The sequence below is a fragment of the Bacillus sp. FSL M8-0256 genome (assembly GCF_038005765.1).
In the GTDB taxonomy this organism is placed as follows: domain Bacteria; phylum Bacillota; class Bacilli; order Bacillales; family Bacillaceae; genus Bacillus; species Bacillus safensis.
In genome coordinates this window covers 3,859,462-3,881,200 of record NZ_JBBOTU010000001.1, presented here as the reverse complement: position 1 = coordinate 3,881,200, position 21,739 = coordinate 3,859,462, and the positions used below count along the sequence as shown (strand labels likewise).

The 21,739-nt window shown below is 42.3% G+C and carries 15 protein-coding genes; 5 read left to right on the top strand and 10 right to left on the bottom strand.

Features of this window, described 5'->3' with window-relative positions:
* Positions 1 to 10: 10 nt before the first annotated feature.
* The 9 genes from NSQ76_RS19970 to NSQ76_RS19930 form a co-directional block, all read right to left on the bottom strand.
* Positions 11 to 976, bottom strand: a complete 966-nt coding sequence (locus tag NSQ76_RS19970) for an iron-hydroxamate ABC transporter substrate-binding protein (protein ID WP_341055719.1) — start codon at positions 974 to 976, stop codon at positions 11 to 13.
* A 98-nt stretch (positions 977 to 1,074) separates the two neighbouring features.
* Positions 1,075 to 2,700, bottom strand: coding sequence for a helix-turn-helix domain-containing protein (locus tag NSQ76_RS19965; RefSeq protein ID WP_341055717.1), 1,626 nt, complete (start codon positions 2,698 to 2,700; stop codon positions 1,075 to 1,077).
* Positions 2,701 to 2,823: 123 nt separating this feature from the next.
* Entirely contained in the window at positions 2,824 to 3,051 is a 228-nt protein-coding gene (locus NSQ76_RS19960; protein ID WP_025093680.1) for an MbtH family protein, read from the bottom strand.
* A gap of 20 nt (positions 3,052 to 3,071) precedes the next feature.
* Entirely contained in the window at positions 3,072 to 10,220 is a 7,149-nt protein-coding gene (locus NSQ76_RS19955) for an amino acid adenylation domain-containing protein (RefSeq protein ID WP_341055714.1), read from the bottom strand.
* Between the two features lie 15 nt (positions 10,221 to 10,235).
* Entirely contained in the window at positions 10,236 to 11,144 is a 909-nt protein-coding gene (locus NSQ76_RS19950; RefSeq protein ID WP_024427633.1) for an isochorismatase family protein, read from the bottom strand.
* Between the two features lie 19 nt (positions 11,145 to 11,163).
* The gene (locus tag NSQ76_RS19945; protein WP_341055711.1) at positions 11,164 to 12,783 is read right to left on the bottom strand and encodes a (2,3-dihydroxybenzoyl)adenylate synthase; all 1,620 of its coding nucleotides are present in this window, start codon (positions 12,781 to 12,783) and stop codon (positions 11,164 to 11,166) included.
* A 27-nt stretch (positions 12,784 to 12,810) separates the two neighbouring features.
* Positions 12,811 to 13,989: an isochorismate synthase DhbC gene (dhbC, locus tag NSQ76_RS19940; protein ID WP_341055709.1), complete on the bottom strand. Its 1,179-nt coding sequence runs from the start codon at positions 13,987 to 13,989 to the stop codon at positions 12,811 to 12,813.
* Between the two features lie 26 nt (positions 13,990 to 14,015).
* A complete protein-coding gene (locus tag NSQ76_RS19935; protein WP_341055706.1) occupies positions 14,016 to 14,801 on the bottom strand; it encodes a 2,3-dihydro-2,3-dihydroxybenzoate dehydrogenase in 786 nt (261 codons plus the stop codon).
* Positions 14,802 to 14,805: 4 nt separating this feature from the next.
* Positions 14,806 to 15,690: an alpha/beta hydrolase gene (locus NSQ76_RS19930; RefSeq protein ID WP_025093685.1), complete on the bottom strand. Its 885-nt coding sequence runs from the start codon at positions 15,688 to 15,690 to the stop codon at positions 14,806 to 14,808.
* A gap of 534 nt (positions 15,691 to 16,224) precedes the next feature.
* Here NSQ76_RS19930 and NSQ76_RS19925 point away from each other — a divergent pair.
* A complete protein-coding gene (locus NSQ76_RS19925; RefSeq protein ID WP_208946130.1) occupies positions 16,225 to 16,443 on the top strand; it encodes a hypothetical protein in 219 nt (72 codons plus the stop codon).
* 146 nt (positions 16,444 to 16,589) lie between these two features.
* On the opposite strand, the gene NSQ76_RS19920 is transcribed toward NSQ76_RS19925, so the two are convergent.
* The gene (locus NSQ76_RS19920; RefSeq protein ID WP_056766731.1) at positions 16,590 to 17,447 is read right to left on the bottom strand and encodes a hypothetical protein; all 858 of its coding nucleotides are present in this window, start codon (positions 17,445 to 17,447) and stop codon (positions 16,590 to 16,592) included.
* A 108-nt stretch (positions 17,448 to 17,555) separates the two neighbouring features.
* Between NSQ76_RS19920 and NSQ76_RS19915 the strand changes: the two genes are divergently transcribed.
* The 4 genes from NSQ76_RS19915 (at position 17,556) to NSQ76_RS19900 (ending at position 21,576) form a co-directional block, all read left to right on the top strand.
* A complete protein-coding gene (locus NSQ76_RS19915) occupies positions 17,556 to 18,503 on the top strand; it encodes a DUF4885 family protein (protein ID WP_341055700.1) in 948 nt (315 codons plus the stop codon).
* Positions 18,500 to 19,456, top strand: coding sequence for a DUF4885 family protein (locus NSQ76_RS19910; RefSeq protein ID WP_341055697.1), 957 nt, complete (start codon positions 18,500 to 18,502; stop codon positions 19,454 to 19,456). The genes NSQ76_RS19915 and NSQ76_RS19910 overlap by 4 nt, the downstream gene beginning before the upstream one ends.
* Positions 19,457 to 19,668: 212 nt before the next feature.
* Positions 19,669 to 21,033: a replicative DNA helicase gene (dnaB, locus tag NSQ76_RS19905; RefSeq protein WP_003214779.1), complete on the top strand. Its 1,365-nt coding sequence runs from the start codon at positions 19,669 to 19,671 to the stop codon at positions 21,031 to 21,033.
* Positions 21,034 to 21,162: 129 nt separating this feature from the next.
* On the top strand, positions 21,163 to 21,576 hold the full coding sequence (locus tag NSQ76_RS19900; protein ID WP_024424033.1) for a VOC family protein: 414 nt from the start codon (positions 21,163 to 21,165) through the stop codon (positions 21,574 to 21,576).
* The last annotated feature ends 163 nt before the right edge of the window (positions 21,577 to 21,739 follow it).

Here is a 21,739-nt window from a genome sequence, read left to right as displayed (position 1 = left end):
ACGCATCTTTTTAATTGTTTTGATCTAACCATTTGACAGCCTTGTCAAGGAAGTTTGTTTTGCTTAGTGCTGTTCCTCCTTGAAGCATAGGATCAACGGCATTTTCATTGATGTGCCCATTTTTCACAGCTTTTAGGCTTGTCCAAATTTTATTTTTCTCTAAGTCTTTCAATGCATTTGGATTTGATGAGTTTTCCTCTTTAGAGAACTGAACAAAAATATAGTCAGGATTGAGTTCTCCTAGGCGCTCCAATGAAATCAATGCCTGTGCTTTGGCTTTTTTGATATCACTTGGTACTTTAAATCCTAAATCCCCATATAAGGTAGAGTTGAAGTATACGTCTTCAGGATATACGTACAGATCGCCTTGTCTAATGCGTAAAATGACAGCTGTTTTGTTGCTGCTTTTATCTTTCAGGGTTTCTTTCGCTTGTTTGAGATCTTTCTGATAATCAGAGATGATGTTTTTGGCTTCTTCACTTTTTCCAGTCAATTCACCGAGTAATAAAAGATTGCTTTCCCAGTCGGAAGAGACATGTGATACAGGGATCGTCGTTTGGACTTTATCTAGTTTTTTAATTGTTGCAGGCGGGAACTTTGTTGATCCAAGTATCACATCTGGTTTTAGTTTTAGGATTTTTTCTAGGTTCGGTTCTGTTTTTTCACCGATGCCTTCTGTTTTCGCTGTGATGTCTTTAAATAATTCAGGGAATGTGCCGCCTACAGTAGAAGCACCAATAGGCTCGATACCAAGTAATTTTGCATCTTCCATTGATTCAAGGCTTCCAGCAATGACAATTCGTTTCACTGGTGTTTTGAGTTTGTACGTTTGATCTAAGTAGTTGATATTCGTTTCTGTTGCTTCAGCTGACTTGCTTTTGGCTGTGTTTGAAGCAGGTTTATTTTCTGCAGCACCACAGCCTGCTGCGGTGACCGTCATGATACAAAGGATAAGCAATGCGAACCATTTTTTCATTTGTTTTCTCCTTTAACTGATAATTGTTCTCAATTAAAGATTGTATTAGGCTTTCGTCCTTTTATCCATAGACAAATCTCTGTCAAAGGATGGACTTTTTACGGAAAAAAAGATAAAAGGTCCTGAATGACTCGTTGATGACTGGCTGCTGTGTATTCACGCCAAGGGTCAGAAGTGAGCGGATAGACGACTTGCTGCGTCACAGCCTTGAGATTTTGCCAAGACGCCTGCTGCTTTAACTTTTGATAAAAAGCAATGGTTTTTGGCTCCTTATGCAGGAATAGGAAGATGGCGTCTGGATCTAGCTGTTGTATAGAGCGAATGCTGATTTTTTTTTCTATTAGCTGACCATCATTCTGAAAAGCTGGCAGAAGGCCAATGTCTTGAAAAATTACTTCTGACATGGTGCGATTCACAGACAAATAAAGCTGATCTTGAAAGATACGAAGAGGCAGGACGGTTTTTGGTGGATGATCAAAAAGGCATGCCTTTTTCGCTTGAATGACGAGTTCCTCGTAATGAATCAACCATTCTTCTGCTTCGTTCACTTCGTTTAGGAACGTAGCCGTTTGTCTAAATTGAGTGCGCCAATCCAATTGTGTGAATGGAACAAAGTGAACAGGACAGATGGTTTTTAACACTTGTTTTTCTTCCTCCGTCACATGATCATTGGCAATGATCAGCTCAGGTTTTGTTTCCTTTAATAGCTGTAAATTGGCTTCAGCGTGCTCGTTGATCCGATGTGCACTCAGGTGAATCGGAATTTCTTCTGCATGATGCTCAAAATCATGTGCTGTCCATTTAGGGTGAAGGGGAGCAGCATATGGGATGATATGAATGGGTGTGAGCTGGCCGAGTATGGAATGGCCATAGGCTGCAATTTTCCGCTGACGGCTTTTCATATAAGTAGAAGGGGTCATGCCCGTTTTTTTCTTAAAGATGCGGCTGAAGTAATACGGATCTTGATAGCCGATTTCAAGTGCAATGTCTTTGAGCTTTGCGTTGCCTTTTGCCATTAATTGTTTGGCTCTAGCCATCCTTTTCTTGGTGATATAATCAGTGACACTCACATCAAAATGCTTTTTAAATAGCTCACTGTAATGATTGGCGCTGATACCAGCCATATGAGATAGACTTGTCAGGCTGAGGGGTTCTTCGGAATGTTGATCGATATATTGTTTTGTTTTGAAAAGGGCATGTGCCGTGTCACAAATATCTTCTTTATGCAGTGTAAAAAGCTGCATAATAAGCTGCTGGAAAAGAGTTTGGCTTCTAAAAAAGCTAATGGATTCAGGTCTTTGCCATTCCTCTATCATATCGGACAATAAAGAATGAATATGTTCAATCGAGCTAATATCGATAAATTGCCATTTATTCAGTAAAGAACGGGCATGTTCCATTGATACTTCTCCTATTTTTTGATTTTGCAGCGTGTAGAGCTGAAAGCGAAAAAGGTAGAGCTCGTGTTTTTGATAAGGCTCTGTTTTCAACATAAATGTTTCCCCAGGCATGATCGTATAGAGAGTCAGATGTTTCAATCGCCATTTTTGATCGTTCAATGTGAGTAAACCGCTGCCGCTTATGCTGAAGAGGAGGCAGAATGTATCTGATAGCTGCTGCTCCGTATGTGGAAGCTCTGCATTATTTATTTTTTCAGTATCTGTTAATCGATAGATGAATTGTTCGGCATTTGCCAACGTACGTAATGGATTATTGTTTCCCATAAAACCACCTGATCTCTTTTTAGTTGATAAACATTCTCAATTAAATTGTAGCAGAAAGAGCTGAAAGATGGTGATGTTTATTCTGTCAAAAAAGCACCCTGATGGAGATCAGGGTGCGATGATTTATTCCGTTTTTCCATGAGCTAGCGCTGGTTCTTTTGTTAAACTTAATGGCCGCAAGTCCTGCCAGTGTGTCTGGATATAATCGATGCAGGCATTTCTAGTGTCTTCACCAAAGACCTTTTCCCATCCATCTGGCACTGGTGCAAATGATGGCCAAAGTGAATGCTGTCCTTGTTCATTGACCAGCACAAGAAATACACCGTCTTCACGATCAAAGGGATTTGTCATTTGTCATCTCTCCTTTATTCTTAGTGCTTTTGTTTGACCCGATGCAGTGCGTTGTCTAAGATGACACCAATTTCTGCTAGGGGTTTAGGCTGGCACATGTCTTTGTGCCGGCAATGAATGTCGTGCTGTTCAATTGTTCCGTTGATATAAGGTGCCCATGCTTCGGGATCAATTGGTGTAAACCAATCTGGGATAATGGTAGATCTAAAGAATAATATGTCCCCCTGATAAGTTTTTGGCTGATATTCTCCGAGCAATCGAACTGAATTCACATAGGTTTCTTTTAGATTTCTAATGGCATCTTCACTTAAGCTTGCTAGTGCACTGCCATCTTTTTTCAAAATGTCGACGGCACTTTTCATCGTGAGCGGTTCACCTGTTAAGGTATCTGGATCATAACCGCCGAGCGCAAGAAGAGCAATTAGTGCTTCTTCTTCATCAGGTGCTGCTTTAATCGGTAAGAAATGGTTTGGATAGGCATCCAGCATCGCAACGAGTGCGATTTCTTCACCTTGCTGCTGGAGCTGTGTAGCCATTGCCTGTACAACGTTTCCACCTAATGACCAGCCAAGAAGATGATAAGGGCCTTTTGGCTGAATCGTTTGGATGTGCTTGATGTAATCCGCAGCCATATCATCTAGTGTGTGCGGGTAGTCATCTTTTCTTGCGATTCCTCGTGCCTGTAATCCATAAATAGGGATGTCTTTCTCTAATGTATTCAAGAGACCTGCATAGCACCAGCTCAGACCACCTGCTGGGTGAACACAGAAAAGAGGATATCTTTCTCCATTTGTTCGCAGCGGCAGCAAGATGTCTAGTGCGTTTTCATCGCTTCCTGTTTCTAGTTTCTCTGCCAAACTTGCCACATTTGGTGCTTCAAACAATGTTCCAATGCTTAGTTTGACACCAAGTGCATCACGAATGCGGCTGATTAAACGAACTGCAAGCAGTGAATGCCCGCCAATGTCAAAAAAGCGATCGTCTATGCTGATTTTAGGCAAATCAAGCACCTCTTCAAAGAGATGACATAGGATTTCCTCTTTCGGGTTTCTTGGGCCGCGGCCATCCGTTTGCTGTAAATGCAATTGAGGGGCTGGCAGTGATTTTTGATCAAGCTTCCCGTTTGCTGTAAGCGGCATGACGTCAATCTGTACATATGCTGCGGGCACCATGTAATCAGGAAGACTGGCTGTTGCAAAATGGCGAAGGGTCTCTGTATCGAAACGGTTTTCTTCAGTTGGGACGATATAGGCGACTAGGCGTTTGTCGCCAGGCTGATCCTCTCGCATCATGACGGCAACTTGTGCAACTGCATCGTGGCGTGCCAGAACGGCTTCGATTTCTCCAAGTTCAATGCGGAAGCCGCGTATTTTAATTTGATGATCAGCTCTGCCAATGTAATCAAGAGCCCCTTCTTCTGTCCAGCGCGCAAGGTCGCCTGTGCGATACATCCTTGTGCCAGGTGCGCCATAAGGATCGGCAGGGAATCGATCTGATGTTAGGTCAGGTCTGCCTAGATAACCTCTTGCAAGGCCAGCTCCAGCTACATACATTTCACCTGTCGTCCCAGGGGGAACAGGCTGCAGGTATTCATCTAGTACGTACACATGTAAATCAGGAATCGGTTCGCCTATTAAACTGCTGGAGTTCTTTGTGATCATATCTCGATTGAGTTCATTGTACGTAACGTGTACGGTAGTTTCTGTAATGCCGTACATGTTAATGAGCTTTGGCTTACAGTCTGAGTGACGGCTGTACCAATCTTCTAATCTGCTAAGCTCTAATGCTTCACCGCCAAAGATGACATAGCGGAGTGATAATGCTTGGCCTAGTGTTTGTTGTTCCTTGTCTATCTGCATGAGCTGATAGAAGGCAGAAGGTGTTTGATTAAGCACAGTCACACCTTCCTCGACTAGAAGCTGCAGCATCTCTTCTGGAGAGCGAGAGATGGTATGAGGTACAATGACAAGCCGGCCGCCATATAAAAGTGGTCCCCATATTTCCCATACTGAAAAGTCAAAGGCATAGGAATGGAACATTGTCCAAACATCTTCTTCATCAAATTGGAACCAATGTTCAGTAGATGTCAGAAGACGGATGACATTTTGGTGTGGGATGACCACTCCTTTTGGTTTCCCTGTAGAACCGGATGTATAAATAATATAGGCCGGATGCAGAGAAGATAGCGGCTCAATTCTGTCTATATCAGCCGGATTGTGATTTGGCATTGTCATCAATTGATCGCTCGTTTCCTTTTCGTCTAACAAAATCAAATCGCAGTCAGCTGGAAGATGCACTGCATCTGCTTTTGTTGTGATGCTGCAAACGGGTTTGGCATCTTGTATCATGTATGCCAGCCTGTCTGCTGGATAATCAGGATCAAGCGGAACATAGGCTGCACCTGCTTTATGAACGGCTAATAAGCTTACGAGCATATCGATTGATCTAGGCAGGGCAAGTGCAACGAACTGTTCTGGTCCAACGCCTCTTTGTATTAATAAATGAGCAAGACGATTGGCTTTGTTGTTTAACTCACCATAGGTCAGCTGCCTATTACCATACGTTACAGCCACTCGATCAGGGTATTGCTGCGCCGTTTTTTCAAATAAGGCCGGGAGACTATGTGCTTGATCTAACTGAGCGAATGTCTTTTTATCAGGGAGAAATGTTTGCTGTTCTTTATCTGATAAAATGTTCACTTGACCAATTGGCACATGTGGGCGCTCAGCTACCTCTGTTAAAAAGCGCTTCATTCTGTCAGCGATTGCTCGAATGGTGCTTTGTTTAAATACATCTGTACTGAATTCAAACAATCCTGTTAAACCTGCTGCTGACCCAGTTTCCGTTCTTTGTTCTGTCAATTCGATGGTCAGATCAAATTTAGCTGACCCTACTGGTTTCACGTAGAGGTCTGAATCAAGCTGTGTCAGCTTCATTTCCGCCTTCGGTGTATTTTGGAAGGCTAGCATGACCTGGAACAATGGATTTCTTGATCTGGACCGGGTTGGGTTTAGGATTTCGACTAGACGTTCAAATGGCAGATCCTGATGCTCATAGGCTGCTAGGTCAACGTCTCGCACTCGCTTCAATAGCTCACTAAAGGTTGGATTACCAGCTGTATTTGTACGTAATACTAGTGTGTTCACAAACAAGCCCACAATATCGTCAAGTGCATCGTCATTCCGTCCAGCAATCGGACTGCCGATTGGGATATCTGTACCGGCCCCAAGGCGTGTCAGTAATGCTGCAAGAGATGCTTGAAGCACCATGAACAAACTCACCTGATGCTGCTTTGCAAGCTCAAGGAGGTTCTGATGTAAAGCGGGTTCAATCGTAAAGTCTATCGTCGCACCGTTGAAGCTTCCTTCCTGTGGACGCGGGAAGTCATAGGGAAGCTCAAGTTCTTCAGGCAGGTCCTGTAATGCACCTTTCCAGTAGCTGAGCTGCTTGGCAAATAGACTATCCGTCTCTTCTTCACTGCCCAACAGCTTCTGCTGCCAAATAGCATAGTCAGCATATTGAACAGGTTCTGCTGGCAAGGAGATGGATTTTCCTTGTATACGGGCTTCGTAAGCAGCAGCTAAGTCTCGTGTCAATGGTGCAAGTGACCAGCCGTCACCAGCGATGTGATGCAGCAATAGAAGCAGGACGGATCGGTTTGCATCAAGCGTGAATAATTCAGCTCGAAGTGCAGGTTCTTCTTCAATCTGAAAGCTATACCGAATGGCTTCGTTTAACTGATTCTCAATTTGTTGATCGCTTGAAGCTGTGACATGGAGTTCAGGCTGAACACTTTTCGGGTGTAAAATGACCTGTCTTGGCATGCCGTTCTTATTTGGAAAAATGGTTCTAAGGGTTTCGTGTTTTTCAGTGATATCTGCCAAAGCACCAATGAGAGCTGTTTGATCTAGTGTACCTGTCAGCTGAATGACAAGTGGAATATTGTAAGTTGGACTTGGCCCTTCAAGGCAATGAAGGAACCAGAGCCGTTTTTGGGCAAAGGATAATGGAATTTCATCTGGTTTGTCTTCAACCTGAAGCGGCGGCCGAATGTCCTTCGCTTTGTCAATGTGCTGCGCAAGCTCAGCAACCCGAGGAGATTCAAAAAGGGTACTCATGCTTAGGTCTGCACCAAGTGTAGCGCGTATACGTCTAAGCAGGCGAGCGGCGAGTAAGGAATGTCCTCCTAAGTCAAAGAAACTATCATCTATGCCAATTTGAGATAGGCCAAGGGTTTCTGCAAATAAACTACATAACATGTCTTCTTGTGGTGTTCTAGGTGTACGCTCAGAACTGACTAAAGACATATTTGGTGCTGGTAATGCTTTGCGGTCGATTTTGCCGTTTGGTGTAAGTGGAAGTTCTGGCAACACGACAACAGCAGAAGGCACCATGTAGTCAGGAAGTAATGAAGCCGCAAACTGCCTGAGCTCTGAAGGGTGCAGAGAAGAGCCATCTGTCAGCACAACATACGCACAAAGAAGCTGCTGCCCAGGTTGATCCTCACGAACGATAACAGATGTATGCTTTATGGCTTGATGCTGCATCATTACGGTTTCGATTTCACCTAGTTCAATACGGAAGCCGCGTATTTTAATTTGATGATCGGCACGGCTGATATAATCAATCGAACCATCTTCACGCCATCTGGCTAAATCACCAGTTCGATACATTCTCGTGCCTTTTGTGCTGAATGGATCAGGGACAAAACGTTCAGCCGTTAAATCATATCGTCCAAGATATCCTCTGGATACTCCTTCACCTGCAATATAAAGTTCACCAATTGATCCTGCTGGGACTGGGTTTAGTCCTTCATCTAAAATGTAAATGCTCGTATTCCAAATGGGTTTACCGATTGCCGGTCCGCTATTCTCCCGGTGTGCTGTGACATTTTCCATCGTAGACCAGATCGTCGTTTCTGTAGGTCCGTACAAATTAGTAATGTCGCATTGCAGAAATTGCAATGTGTGCAAAAGGGAAGCAGGGAGTGCTTCTCCTCCAACAAGAACACGCATACCTGTTATCACGTCAGGGTACTCATCTGCCAACGCATGCCACAACGTTGGCGTTGCCTGCATGATTGTGACATGATGAGAACGAATCATGTCTGAAAGCTTTGCTGGTTCTTGTATGGTTTCTTTTTTTGCCAATAAAATAGCAGCCCCATGTAAAAGCGGGAGGAATATTTCCAGCCCGGAAATATCAAAGGCAATGGTCGTTACCGCTAAAAGCTGGTCTTCTTGATCTAATAAAAATGAATCTTGCATGGACAATATAAAGTTGATCACATTTCGTTTTGTTACAACAACACCCTTTGGTTTGCCTGTCGATCCTGATGTGTACAGGATATAGGCGGGGTGATGTGGAGAGCCCTCGCTCCAAGTCGGATTGAGATGCGGACTGTCTGCTATCTCCTGATGGACAGTTGCATCATCCAGTTGAACGATGTGTGTATGGTTCAAACCGTCTGCTGTCTCTTTAATTGTAAGCAAGCACGCCGGTTTGGCATCTTCTAGCATATAGGCGACACGATCGTTAGGATAATCAGGATCTAGTGGCAGATATGCGGCTCCCGTTTTGACGACGGCTAATAGACTTACGACCATATTGATGGACCGAGGAAGAGCAATTGCGACAAATTGTTCTGGTCCAATGCCATGTTTTTTCAAATAATGAGCTAATTGATTAGCCCGCTGATTCAACTCTTTGTAGGTCAAAGTGATTCCTTCAAACTGTAATGCTTTTGCTTGTGGTGTTTTGCTCACCTGTTTTTCAAATAGTTCCCGTAAAGATTCCTTTGGTAATTCTCGTTTTGTATCATTCCAGTGCTTGAGGATGTTCTCTTTCTCTTCAGACAAAAGAAGGTTGAATTGACTGATCGTCTGATCTTCCTCTAGTCCGGTTATTTCCTCCAGCAATTGCAGAAAACGCTGCTGATGAGCGTCAACTGCTTGCTCTTTGTAAACGGCAGGGTTTGCATCAAAGTCGATTTGAAATCCGTTCCCATCCGCGCGGTCGTATATGTTAATCGATATATCATCCACGGGTCCTGCTGAAAGGTTATGTGCTTGACCAATACTTTGATCAAACACGAGATCATAATCAAATGGCATGATATTGATCTGTGGGCCAAATAATCGCTGATTTCTTCCGATGAGTTTAAAGTCTCTCCGCATGTCCTCGTGACGATATCTTTGATGAGGGCGAATGGCTTTTAATTCATCAGATACTTGCCGAACAAGAGCTGAGAGTGTCATTTCTGGTTTGCATGTTAAACGAAATGGTACCAGGTTCATGACCATTCCGGGTGTTTGTAAGGCGCACGATCCAAGGCGCATCATCACAGGAAGCCCTAAAACAATATCATGTGCACCAGTCATACGATGCATATATAATGCGGATGCTGCAAGGATCATTTCATGCCACGTACCACCGAAGGCTTGAGCATTTTTTTTCATTTTGCTTACCTTTTCGGCATCGAAGCCAGCCGTTTTTCGAATAAAATGATCCGACGTTCTTGGGGCAAGCTCCGCAAGGCTGACAATTTCAGGTTGATCAGCAAAGCGATTTTTCCAAAATGCTCGATCAGCTTCATATCGATTGGACTGTCGATAAGTGGACTCCTCTTGAACTACGTCATGTAAGGCTCCAAATGTTTGAGGAGGCACAGGTGTCCCTTGCGATAAGGCTGAATAGACCTCAGCAACACGACGTGCAATGAGCGAAAAGGCGAATCCATCAATGGCAATGTGATGAATGCGCTGATACCAGATAAATCGGTCGTCGGCAAGCTGAAAAAGTACTTCACGGAATAATACATCTTTCTCTAAAGAGACTGGCGTTGAAAGATCTGCCTTCATCCATGCTTTAGCCGCATCAAGCGGCTGTTTTTCATTTTGTAAATTGATCAATTGGAATGGGATTTCTTTCTTAGATGTCATCCATTGCTTTGGACCGTCAGTATCTTCAATGAAGTGCATATACAAGGAATCTGCTTCTAAGACAGTCTTTCTAATGGCGGCTTCAAAATGTATGGGATCAATAGGACCTTTAATATCTATATACTCAGCTGTATTGAAAATAGGATTAGCTGGATCAAGCTGCTGCGCGTACCAAATGCCTGATTGGGCACCGGTTAGTGGGAATGAATCGACTGACTGGATCGACAAGGGTCTATACCTCCTTTACAAGTAATCGATATTTGGGATAGATGGCTGTTTTTCTGGGAAAAGAAGAGTCCGCCAATGAGCGAGCGTTGGATTTGCGGCAAGCTCAACGAAATTAACTGCCGCTCCTTGCTGCCTCCACTTTTCCGCTAGGCTCATCATTCTAATAGAATCAAGCCCAAGGTAGACGAGATTCTCATCAAGCGGTATTTCATTTGGCTCGATTTGGAGATACTCAGCTACTTGGTGAACGATGGCCTCAAAGGATAAATCATCACTGTTTGCTTCTTGTCCTGTTAAACGACTGATGATTTGGTTTGTCGTTGTGGTGACTGCACAGCGTTCGGCTGCATAGGTCATCGCCATTTTGTGATGTTTCAATGAAAAGTCAGCGACGGCATCGGCGACAAAAAAGGTTTCAATATCGAGCATGAATGCTTCTGCGGCTGTCAGCATACAGCCAATATGTGCATATACGCCAGTAATGATCAGTTGATCACGCCCGCCTTCTTGAAGGATATCCAAAAAATTAGATTTCTTGAATGCGCTATAACGCCATTTTGTCAGCATTGTATCTGCTTCAGATGGAGCAAGCTGATCAATGATTTTTGTCAATGCTTCATCATCACCAAGTCCAGGTCCCCAAAAATCTGTTAATAAGGCACGATCCTTCGGGTCTTGGTCACCAGGCTGAGCTGTGTAGACGACTGGAATGCCAAGTTCATTGCATGTATTACGTAATTGTTCAATATGCTGAACTAACTCTGTGATCGGTGATGTATCTTGTTGAAATGCATTTAAAAAATATTGCTGCATGTCATGTATCAGTAGAACAGCACGTTTCGGATCAGGTATCCAGTTCACTTTATTTTCGGGTAAATCTTGTGTGCTTGGCATTGGATATGCAGGAATAGTAGGGATTGCCATGATTTTCACTCCTCATTTTTTATACGTTGGCAGTATGGGTTGCAGCTAATTCTCTTAATGCTTTTTTACTGACTTTGCCTACACCTGTTTGTGGGAACGCATCGATCCATTCAATGCGGTCAGGAATTTTATAGGCTGCGAGCCCGCGTTCTCTTAGAAATGATTTTAAGACGTGCGATGCTGGTTTGTTGTTTCCTTTCGCAATAACAAAGGCACATGAGCGTTCGCCAAGAAATGGATCTGGCATAGACACCATGGCGGCATCATGAATGTCAGGATGCGCAAGTAAATGGTTTTCAACTTCTTCTGCGGCAACCTTTTCGCCGCCACGATTGATTTGATCCTTGTCTCTGCCTTCTACAACAACATTTCCTTCTTTGGTTAATCGCACGATGTCACCTGTTCTGTAAAAACCATCGGGTGTAAATGCTTTTTTGTTTTGTTCATCGGCTTTATAGTAGCCGCGAATCGTATAAGGCCCTCTTGTTAAAAGATGTCCAGCCACTTCATGCGGGACGGGCTTGTCCTCATCATCTACCACTAGTACCTCATCATATTCAGACATCGGGCGTCCTTGTGTATGAATTATGATATGTTCAGGATCATCTAATCTGGTATAGTTGACCAGACCTTCTGCCATGCCAAAAACTTGCTGTAACTTACATCCAAGGGCAGGCTTCACTCGTTTTGCTGCCTCAGCACTGAATTTAGCACCACCGACTTGTAAGACTTCAAGACTCGATAAGTCATCTGATCGATGAGGAGCGGCCTCTAGCCAAATCAATGCGATAGGTGGAACGACAGCGGTAATGGTCGCCCGTTCTTTTTCAATGAGTGGAAAGACGACATCAGGGCTTGATCCAGGTGCAAGAACGACTCTTCCGCCTGCGTATAACGTTCCAAGGACGCCAGGCGAGCTTAATGGATAGTTGTGCGCAACTGGAAGTGCAGCTAGATACACACTTTCTTGTGTGAGCTCGCACACCTCATTGCTTTTCCAAAGACTATAAATATAGTCATCATGTGTACGAGGAATGAGCTTTGAAAGGCCTGTGCTGCCTCCAGATAACTGAAGAAACGCAATATCGCTTGCCTCTACATGAATTTGAGGATCAAGAGCTGGGTCCTTGCGCAGATCATCCAAGCAAAGGAATTCCTCAGCTTCCCCTGCAACAATGACATGAGGTAATGAGGGAAGCTTTTCTTTCACTTGACGTGCGAGTGATCGATAATCAAAGCCGCCATCAATATCTGGTATGACATATGCATCTGCTTCGGCAAACTCAATAAAATAAGTGATTTCGCTGCTTCTATGAGATGGCAGAGAGAAGACGGGTAAAGCACCGATTCGAAATAAAGCGAAAATGACTTCAAAAAAAGCAGGAATGTTAGGAAGCTGCACGACAACTCGACTTCCTTTTTGAATGCCAAGCTGATGAAAACCGGCGGCAAGACTGCTGACGCGCTGATCAAGTTCTTGGTAGCTTATGTGCGTATCAGCGTATGTAATGGCTGTTTTATTTCCTAACGATGCGGCGCGTTCACGAAGCATACCGCCAAAGGTTTCCCCACGCCAACAGCCGTTTTCACGGTAGCGTTTTGCAAATTCTTCTGGCCATGTAGGTGGTTGAACAAACATGTTTTTGTCATCTCCTATTTATTTTTATCACTGATGGATGCCCATCGCGTGAAGCATCGTGTTGAATTTTGCAGATGTTTCAGCTAGCTCTTCTTCTGCCTTTGATCCTTTGACCACTCCTGCACCAGCAAAGAGACGGAGAGAGTGACCCTCAGCTTCTGCACAACGAATGGTGACAATCCAATCACCATCACCATTTGTATCTGCCCAACCGATCATTCCGGTGAAAAATCCTCGATCGAAGGGTTCAATCGCTTGAATGGCTTCACGTGCATCTGCTGTAGGTGTGCCGCATACTGCGGGTGTTGGATGAAGGCTAAGTGCTATATCAATTGAGGACACATTGGGATCTGCTAATTCACCTTTTACGACAGTAGATAAGTGCCACATCGTTTCTGTTTGAATGACGGATGGTGATGCAGGCACATCTAGTGTATGACAGTATGGAGTAAGCGCTTTAGTGACAGCTTCAACAACCACTGCGTGCTCGTGTAAATCCTTCGCTGAGGTAAGGAGTTCATCGCGGCGGCGCTGGTCTTCTACTGGATCTGAACTGCGCGGCCGAGAACCAGCGAGTGGATTGGAAATCACAGATGAACCAGTTTTTGAAAGAAGCAGTTCAGGGCTTGCCCCAAGAAGTGTGCGCTTTTGGGAAGATGCCGGGTCAGCTATATTTGCAGCAAACGTATAGCCAGTCGTATTATGACGAGCCAGTCGTTCGAGTATTGTTTTCGTATGAATATCTCGAGTTGCTTTGAGATGGAGAGATCGAGAGAGTACGATTTTGCTAAGCTCCCCGTTCTCAATTTTAGCTAATCCTTCGTTCACACCATTCATGTAGACCTCTGGATCGGGGACAGGTGTCACCTCATAGGATGGCGATGCCGCTTCTGACTCCTCATCACCTTGTTGAAATTCGAGTGGATCACTAAACTGTACATGGACTGGTACATTTAAACGAACGGGCTGCGCCGGATCAAACGGGACAGCACCTACCACAATCGGTGTTTGGATACCAGCTTGTTTAGCATCGTCAAATACATGCGCTACCCTTGTGGATAGTTCATTTAGCTGATTAGTTTCAATATGCTGGAAAATCCCTTCGGCAAGTATCGTGCGTTTAGGTGAAGCAAGAAAAAAAGCGCCTGGCTGATAGTCTTGAAGCAACTGTATTTTTTCTTCTGACGACAATAATGAATGTTTCATGAAAAGGCCTCCTTTTAAATGAAATGCTAGATTCCGAGTGTTGCGCCGCCATCAATCGTGAGGTTCTGCATCGTAATATGACTGGATTGCTCAGATGCAAAGAAAATGACTGCATCAGCAATGTTTTGAGGATCAGCGATTTTTTGTAAAGGAATACCGGTTTTATACGTCTCTAATGAGCCTTTAATTACCTGATTTTCTCCTTGTTCATCAGACCATAAAGCCCATTGCATGGGTGTTGCGGTAGAGCCGGGAGAGACGACGTTGCATCTAATGCCATAGGCAGCCAGCTCTAAACCAAGTGTTTTTGTAAAGGAAGTAGCTGCTGCTTTTGAAGCGGCATAGGCAGCCATATTCATTCTAGGAATGGCACCAGCGTTAGAGCTGACAGTCACAATGACCCCTTCTGATCTTTTCATCATGTATTTGGAGACAGCTTGAGATACGTAAAAGACACCATGTGTGTTGACTGCGAAAGTTTGTTGCCAGTCGTCTGCACTAAGCTGGTCGATAGAACCCATTCGAAGAATGCCTGCTACATTGACCAGTAAATAAATGGGGCCAAGCTGCTTTTCAATTTGATCGACAATGTGCTGAACAGAAGCTTGATCGGTGATGTCACCTGGATAGGCAAAGGCACGTATGCCTTCATCCTTCATTTGCCTGACGGTGCTGTGCAGCTGCTCTTCATTTGCGTCAACTGCTGCAATAATCGCACCTTCTTCGGCTAGTCTTTTTGCGACTGCTTGTCCAATACCTTGACCTGCGCCTGTGATCAAGGCAATTTTTTGAGATAGACCATTGTGTTTCATGTGTTCACTGCCTTTCCTTCATGTCTGTGGTTGTGAAAGGATCATTATGATAGAGTGCAAAACGAAAAGCGTAATTCATCAGCACCGGTAAAACGGACGTATGTCCTTCTTCAGGGAATTCGTGATAGGACGTATGCAAGCCATATGCGGATAAAGGCAGCATACGATTTGCTAGTCCATGTGCATGATCATTCATTTGACACGGATGATGTTTTTCTAACTCACCTACACCTACAAGCAGCCTGACATTCATAGACATCTGACGTATATGGCTGGTGAATTGGTGTTCCTTTTCTAGAAATAATTCTTTGTTCCAGTGGATAGAAGGACTGCCCGCAATATATGTCTGATAAGCATCAGGGTGCTCAAATAGTGTGTGTAATACAAAAAGACCGCCAAGAGAGTGTCCAAACAGTGTTTGACGACTCTGGTTGATCGGAAAGCGCTGCTCGATATAAGGCTTTACAATCTTTTCTAAAAAAGAAAAGAACGCAGAGGCCCCGCCATATGTATGGTTGGAGAAGTCCTTTCTTTTGCCACCAATGGAAGCGTCAGGGCCGGTAAGAGTGAGATCATAATGCCTGAGCGGATGATAGGGAGCTTCTGTCTGATAGCCAATTCCAACAATGATGGCAGGTACGACACCTGTTTTTTCAGGCCTTCTTGACTGTAAACGAAGTGCTTCGACCATTGTGCCAAAAAGTGAATTTCCATCAAGCACGTACATGACTGGAAAACCAGCCGCTGGAGGAGTTGTATTCGGTTTAAATATAAAAAGTCTGTAAGGGTGTGCTGTGATATCCAGCTGCTCCGTCCCAGGTATAAAAAAAGGACGGCTTTCTCTGAAAAGAGAATCCTCAGTACCCATTCCTTCAGGGCGTTTGGACATGTGTAAAATATCCCCTTCCTCAAATTGACTCTCATATGCTGATAAAAGTAGGCTTGCGGATATAGGATGAGTGTAGAGATTGAAGAATGGTCTCTTCAAATGAAAATGATTCTCAATTATCACGCAAGCAAATCAAATGATAATGGTTATCAATTATGAAGTCAAATGTTCATTAAGTGGTGTAATTGATCATTTGATCTAAATTTTCGGAAAATAAAGGACTAAATAACTACCAAATGAATGGAAATAGGGAATGCCGGACTGAGTCATTTAAAAAGAGGAGAAATGCCAAAAGACCTTGACCGTCACGGGATACTCACCATTTTCTTCTGTTTGATTCAGGAATATATATAGGTTTTTCTTCTTGAAATCATTTTGAGGAAAAATAAGTCTATAGACCTTCTTGTATTTTTAGGAAAAAAGAGGAGAATTTTTCGAAAAGCTGGTGAGCATATCTCACAACTTATTCAATCTCATGCGTAAATTCATATACAATTTTCTAAGGAAGACAAGATCGAAGGGAATGTAGGCAGAATGAAAACTCCATTAGGAAAGCTAAGGCTAAAACTGCTTGAACATCAGCTCAAACTGAAAAATACGTTTACAGTGGAAGAATATCATGAAATGAAGCAATCATTACATGATATACGGATGACATTTGCGGCCTATGAACAATGGGATTTATACCAGCGAGCCACCGATATGATCACCATCCTCCTCTTTCAACACGCCCTCAAGCAAAACCACCATTAACACTTTCACTTTTTATGAGCAGCGTATTTCTTATGAAAGCACGGTGCTGTTTTAAAGTTGGCCAAATATCAAGGCGGAAATGAAAAAAGTAAGGGATGCCCCCTTACTTTTTGATCAATCGGTTTACATGTCTAAACACCATTCAATTAGAATCCATCTGTGACATCATATTCGTAACGAATATCGGCTTTGACATTGCTCATAGTAGATCTCGCAGTAGCCTTTGCGTTGTACTTAAAGCTCCATTTTTGCGCGACTTTTAATTGATCATCCAGAGAAATACGGTAAGAACCACTTGTTGCAGATGAAAAAATAGATTCGTTCCAAATTTTGTTTATATCAGCCATCAGTTTGTGAGTGACATTTCCTTGATTGGGCGATTGGGTACTAGTTGTTGAAATCGATTTAACGATTGCATTTTTAGGGATAGAAGAATTGTTCGTTAAATCCATTGTAATGATAGAAGAATCAACTCCTAAAAAATTTAAAGAAGAATTCCCCAAATTGGTAGCAGTCCCCGTAAAATTGAATGTCCCATTTCCAGATTTAATACGATCTTGGATAGAAACAGTAAAGTACATATTCCCTGTATATGTACCACGGGTCACTTTCACAAAGTAAGTTTCTGAAGTTGAAGTAACTTCATCAGTATTAGCAAAAATAAAGGGTGTAATTGAATCAGGGTTAATGACTCTAGATCTCCCATCAGAATATTTCGAATTGTACACCTCGATTTTCATCCCCGTATATTGCTTATCATATGAACTTCGTACATAAACCCTTTCACCCTTATTGATCGTGAACTGATAATACGCTTCATTTTCACCTTCAGGTAAGATTGTCGTATCTGGACGACTATATTTCCAATATCCCATTGAGCTTGCTGTGTTAGGACTGTTATTCCCCGTAATCGCTGCTTCTGCTGAATGAGGTGCAAAAAAACTAGTAATAAGCACTAACAATAATGCAGGTAATAAAAAACGTTTGAAAATAGTATTTGGCATATTTTAACCCTCCTTGTAATAATTACTATATCGGATCAAAACTAACAAATTTTAACTTAATTGCCGATATATTTAATAATCACTATTTTTTTAAAAAGGAGAATCAAAATGAATATTAATACGTCGTACACGGCAGGTGCTTCAAACAGTCAGAACCGAATAGACTATAAAGGTCAATCAGCTATTAAAAGTACAAATGAGGTGATGACCGAAGCTGATAGACGAATGAAAATACTAGATGAAAAATATCAAAAAATAAATGAACAAAATAAACGTTTCAAAGATCCTCATGGCCATATATTTGATAAGTATCGAAATCCAAACTCCCCTTATTTCAGAAATGATTTAACCAAACCGGAAAGAGAGGCGGCTTACTCTATTGAAATTGGATGGGCTAATAGTGGAACAGGAGGGCATTATAATTCTAATGATGCCGCCTTCCGTAATGAAAAACGGTACGATCCTACGCAAGAAAGTGTAGAAAAGAAAATACTCAATCGTCAAAAGGTCAACGAACAATTACAAGATTTATTCTCTAAAAACGGGATATCCATTCCTAAAAACACAAATCTCACTTTTACCATTGACCCGAATAATTTCAAATTAGTGGTGGGTGGTTCAAAAGACGAATCGCTGATAAAACAGATAGAAGCCTTATTAAATACAACCAACAATACAAGAGAACTATTTTTCCATATTATGAAAAGTAGAAATGATGATTCTACTCAATTCACACCTGATTCTCTTGCCAAATTCCACCTTGTTAATCAAATCAAAACGGTCACAGGCTACAATTTAAAAGATTTAAGCATTGTAAATGGTCAATTTGTAACGGATAACGGTACCAATATTTTTGATATATACAAAGAAGAACTTCTTAAAAATCCATACACAGCAGAAAATGCACGAATTGCCGCTTCACATTACGGTGCACAGCTATTTGACCTAGCGAAAAACGGGTTTGATTCTATTCCAGATTTGGTGTTATCTATTGGTTACCAAAACGGCTCCTTATATGACATTGGACAAAAGGTGAATTACGGAGTATCAAAGTGAAGATAAATACATCGAACACGACAGCTGTTCTAAATAAGCAGAACCTTCCGGACTTCAATAGCCATCCAGCTATTAAAAGTAAAAATGAGGTGATGACCGAAGCTGATAGACGAATGAAAATACTAGATGAAAAATACGAAAAAATAAATGAACAAAATAAACGATTCAATGATCCTCAAGACCATATATATAATAAGTATAGAAACCCTTACTCTTCTTATTTCAGAAGTGATCTAACAAAACCGGAAAGAGAAGCTGCTTACATTATGGAAATGAGTTGGGCAAGGAATAATAAAGGTGGACAATATGATTTTAATGATGCCATCTTCCGTAATGAAAAACGGTACGATCCTACGCAAGAAAGTGTAGAAAAGAAAATACTCAATCGTCAAAAAGTGAACGAACAATTACAAGATTTATTCTCTAAAAACGGTATAACCATTCCTAAAAACACGAATTTAACCTTTACCATTGACCCGAACAATTTTAAATTAGTGGTAAGTGGTTCAAAAGACGAATCGTTGATGAAACAGATAGAAGACCTATTAAATACAACCAACAATACAAGAGAATTATTTTTCCATATCATGAAAAGCAGAAATGATGATTCTACTCAATTCACACCTGATTCTCTTGCCAAATTCCACCTTGTTAATCAAATCAAAACGGTCACAGGCTACAATTTAAAAGATTTAAGCATTGTAAACGGTCAATTTGTAACTGAAAACGGTACCAATATTTTTGATATATACAAAGAAGAACTTCTTAAAAATCCATACACAGCAGAAAATGCGCGCATTGCTGCTTCACATTACGGTACACAGCTATTCGATCTAGCCAAAAACGGGTTTGATTCCATTCCAGATTTGTTGTTATCTATTGGTTATCAAAACGGTTCTTTACAAGACATTGGGCAAAAAGTGAATTATGGGGTTAAGAAAGCGATAGATTAACAAACCTTGAACGATGACAGATACAAAATCATTAGCGATAACGAAGGACTTTATAACAATGTTGTTACAGAGTCTTTTCTATTGAAATGCGCTGGTTTGCACAAAATATCAACATGGTAATTTTGACTATAGTCGATGTTTTTCACTTTTTTATCGATGAAAATGTTAAAATGATGAGTAGCGTATTTTTTTATGAAAGGACGGTGCTTGGCATGACGGAACTTCTCGATGACCGGCTGCCGCCGCAAAATATAGAAGCCGAGCAGGCCGTATTAGGTGCTGTTTTTTTAGAACCATCTGCGCTAACGCTCGCTTCTGAGGTATTAATTCCAGAGGATTTCTATAGAATGTCGCATCAAAAGATTTACAATGCGATGCTTGTACTTGGCGATAGAGGAGAACCGGTCGATCTTGTCACGGTGACATCTGAGCTTGCCAATACAGATTTACTAGAAGAGGTAGGCGGGATTTCGTATTTAACCGATATTGCGAACTCTGTCCCAACTGCCGCAAACATTGAATACTATGCAAAAATTGTAGAAGAGAAATCCATTTTAAGACGTCTGATCCGTACGGCGACAACCATTGCACAAGATGGGTATACGCGTGAGGATGAAGTAGAGGACCTGCTGAGCGATGCTGAAAAGACCATTATGGAAGTGGCGCAGCGTAAAAACTCAGGAGCCTTTCAAAACATCAAGGACGTTCTTGTTCAAACATACGATAATATTGAACAGCTTCATAACCGTAAAGGCGATATCACAGGGATTCCAACAGGTTTCTCTGAGCTTGACCGGATGACAGCTGGATTCCAGCGAAATGATTTAATCATTGTAGCGGCTCGTCCATCAGTAGGGAAAACCGCCTTCGCATTGAACATTGCCCAAAATGTCGCGACCAAAACGGACGAAAGTGTTGCTATCTTTAGTTTAGAGATGGGTGCGGAGCAGCTCGTTATGCGTATGCTTTGTGCAGAGGGGAATATCAATGCACAAAACCTAAGAACCGGTAATCTGACAGAAGAGGACTGGGGTAAGCTGACAATGGCGATGGGTTCGCTGTCAAACAGCGGAATTTTCATTGATGATACACCTGGGATCAGAGTAAGTGAAATTCGCTCGAAATGCCGCCGATTGAAGCAAGAAAATGGTCTTGGCATGATCCTGATTGACTACTTGCAGCTCATTCAAGGAAGCGGGCGGTCAAGCGATAACCGTCAGCAGGAGGTTTCTGAAATCTCTAGGGCATTAAAATCGCTGGCAAGGGAGCTTGAAGTTCCGGTTATTGCCTTGTCTCAGCTTTCCCGTGGGGTAGAGCAGCGTCAGGACAAACGTCCGATGATGTCTGATATTCGTGAATCAGGAAGTATCGAGCAGGATGCCGATATCGTGGCATTCCTTTATCGTGATGATTACTATGACAAAGAATCAGAGAATAAGAACATTATCGAAATCATTATTGCCAAACAGCGTAATGGTCCAGTTGGTACAGTATCACTGGCGTTCGTCAAAGAATATAACAAATTCGTCAATCTGGAAAGAAGATTTGATGATGCGGGTGTTCCGCCCGGTGCTTAAAGCCCAGCTCAAGAAGCTGGGCTTTTTTGATTGATCTACATCGAAAGAATGATTGAAAAAACAATCAAAATGAGGAGGAGAGAGAAAAAGAGAGAGCGTATACTAAAAGGAGAAAAGGAGTGAAGACTGATGAAATTTCAACAGTTTGAAGCCGCTCAATTACGTATCGCACGCCCAACCGTCAACATGAAAGAGGTTGTTTCCTTTTATGAAGAAGGTTTAGGGCTCAAACGAATAGGCTCATTTGATCAGCATGAAGGGTACGATGGTGTGATGCTCGGGCTGCCTCACCAGCATGTTCATTTAGAAATCACCAAACATGAAGAAGAAGACAGCCTGCCCGTCCCGCATCCAGAACAGCTGCTAGTTTTCTATATTCCAGATGCAGAGGAATTTCAGCAAATGAAAAAGAGATTGCTCTCATTTGGCGGACGGCAAGTCACCTCTACAAATCCATATTGGGAACGAGGAGGAGCAACCATTGAAGACCCAGATGGGTATCGAGTTGTGCTGATGAACACAGATGGTATTACACCTGTTTAAAAAAGACGCCCATTGTTGGGGGTCTTTTTTATGTTGATGAACAGCTGGAAACGATAAAAAGTTGTTTTTGCTCGAAATCTCCATTTTTAAGCACTGGAAAAGTGATTAAAGCGCTTTTCTTTATATTTAAAACGAACAAAATTTGATTTCGAGATATTAATGT

What these genes read in the sequence shown, in the direction of transcription:
- NSQ76_RS19970 (WP_341055719.1), bottom strand. Translation starts at nt 976, where the DNA reads ATGAAAAAATGGTTCGCATTGCTTATCCTTTGTATCATGACGGTCACC.
- NSQ76_RS19965 (WP_341055717.1), bottom strand. Translation starts at nt 2,700, where the DNA reads ATGGGAAACAATAATCCATTACGTACGTTGGCAAATGCCGAACAATTC.
- NSQ76_RS19960 (WP_025093680.1), bottom strand. Translation starts at nt 3,051, where the DNA reads ATGACAAATCCCTTTGATCGTGAAGACGGTGTATTTCTTGTGCTGGTC.
- NSQ76_RS19950 (WP_024427633.1), bottom strand. Translation starts at nt 11,144, where the DNA reads ATGGCAATCCCTACTATTCCTGCATATCCAATGCCAAGCACACAAGAT.
- NSQ76_RS19945 (WP_341055711.1), bottom strand. Translation starts at nt 12,783, where the DNA reads ATGTTTGTTCAACCACCTACATGGCCAGAAGAATTTGCAAAACGCTAC.
- dhbC (WP_341055709.1), bottom strand. Translation starts at nt 13,989, where the DNA reads ATGAAACATTCATTATTGTCGTCAGAAGAAAAAATACAGTTGCTTCAA.
- NSQ76_RS19935 (WP_341055706.1), bottom strand. Translation starts at nt 14,801, where the DNA reads ATGAAACACAATGGTCTATCTCAAAAAATTGCCTTGATCACAGGCGCA.
- NSQ76_RS19930 (WP_025093685.1), bottom strand. Translation starts at nt 15,690, where the DNA reads ATGTCCAAACGCCCTGAAGGAATGGGTACTGAGGATTCTCTTTTCAGA.
- NSQ76_RS19925 (WP_208946130.1), top strand. Translation starts at nt 16,225, where the DNA reads ATGAAAACTCCATTAGGAAAGCTAAGGCTAAAACTGCTTGAACATCAG.
- NSQ76_RS19920 (WP_056766731.1), bottom strand. Translation starts at nt 17,447, where the DNA reads ATGCCAAATACTATTTTCAAACGTTTTTTATTACCTGCATTATTGTTA.
- NSQ76_RS19915 (WP_341055700.1), top strand. Translation starts at nt 17,556, where the DNA reads ATGAATATTAATACGTCGTACACGGCAGGTGCTTCAAACAGTCAGAAC.
- dnaB (WP_003214779.1), top strand. Translation starts at nt 19,669, where the DNA reads ATGACGGAACTTCTCGATGACCGGCTGCCGCCGCAAAATATAGAAGCC.
- NSQ76_RS19900 (WP_024424033.1), top strand. Translation starts at nt 21,163, where the DNA reads ATGAAATTTCAACAGTTTGAAGCCGCTCAATTACGTATCGCACGCCCA.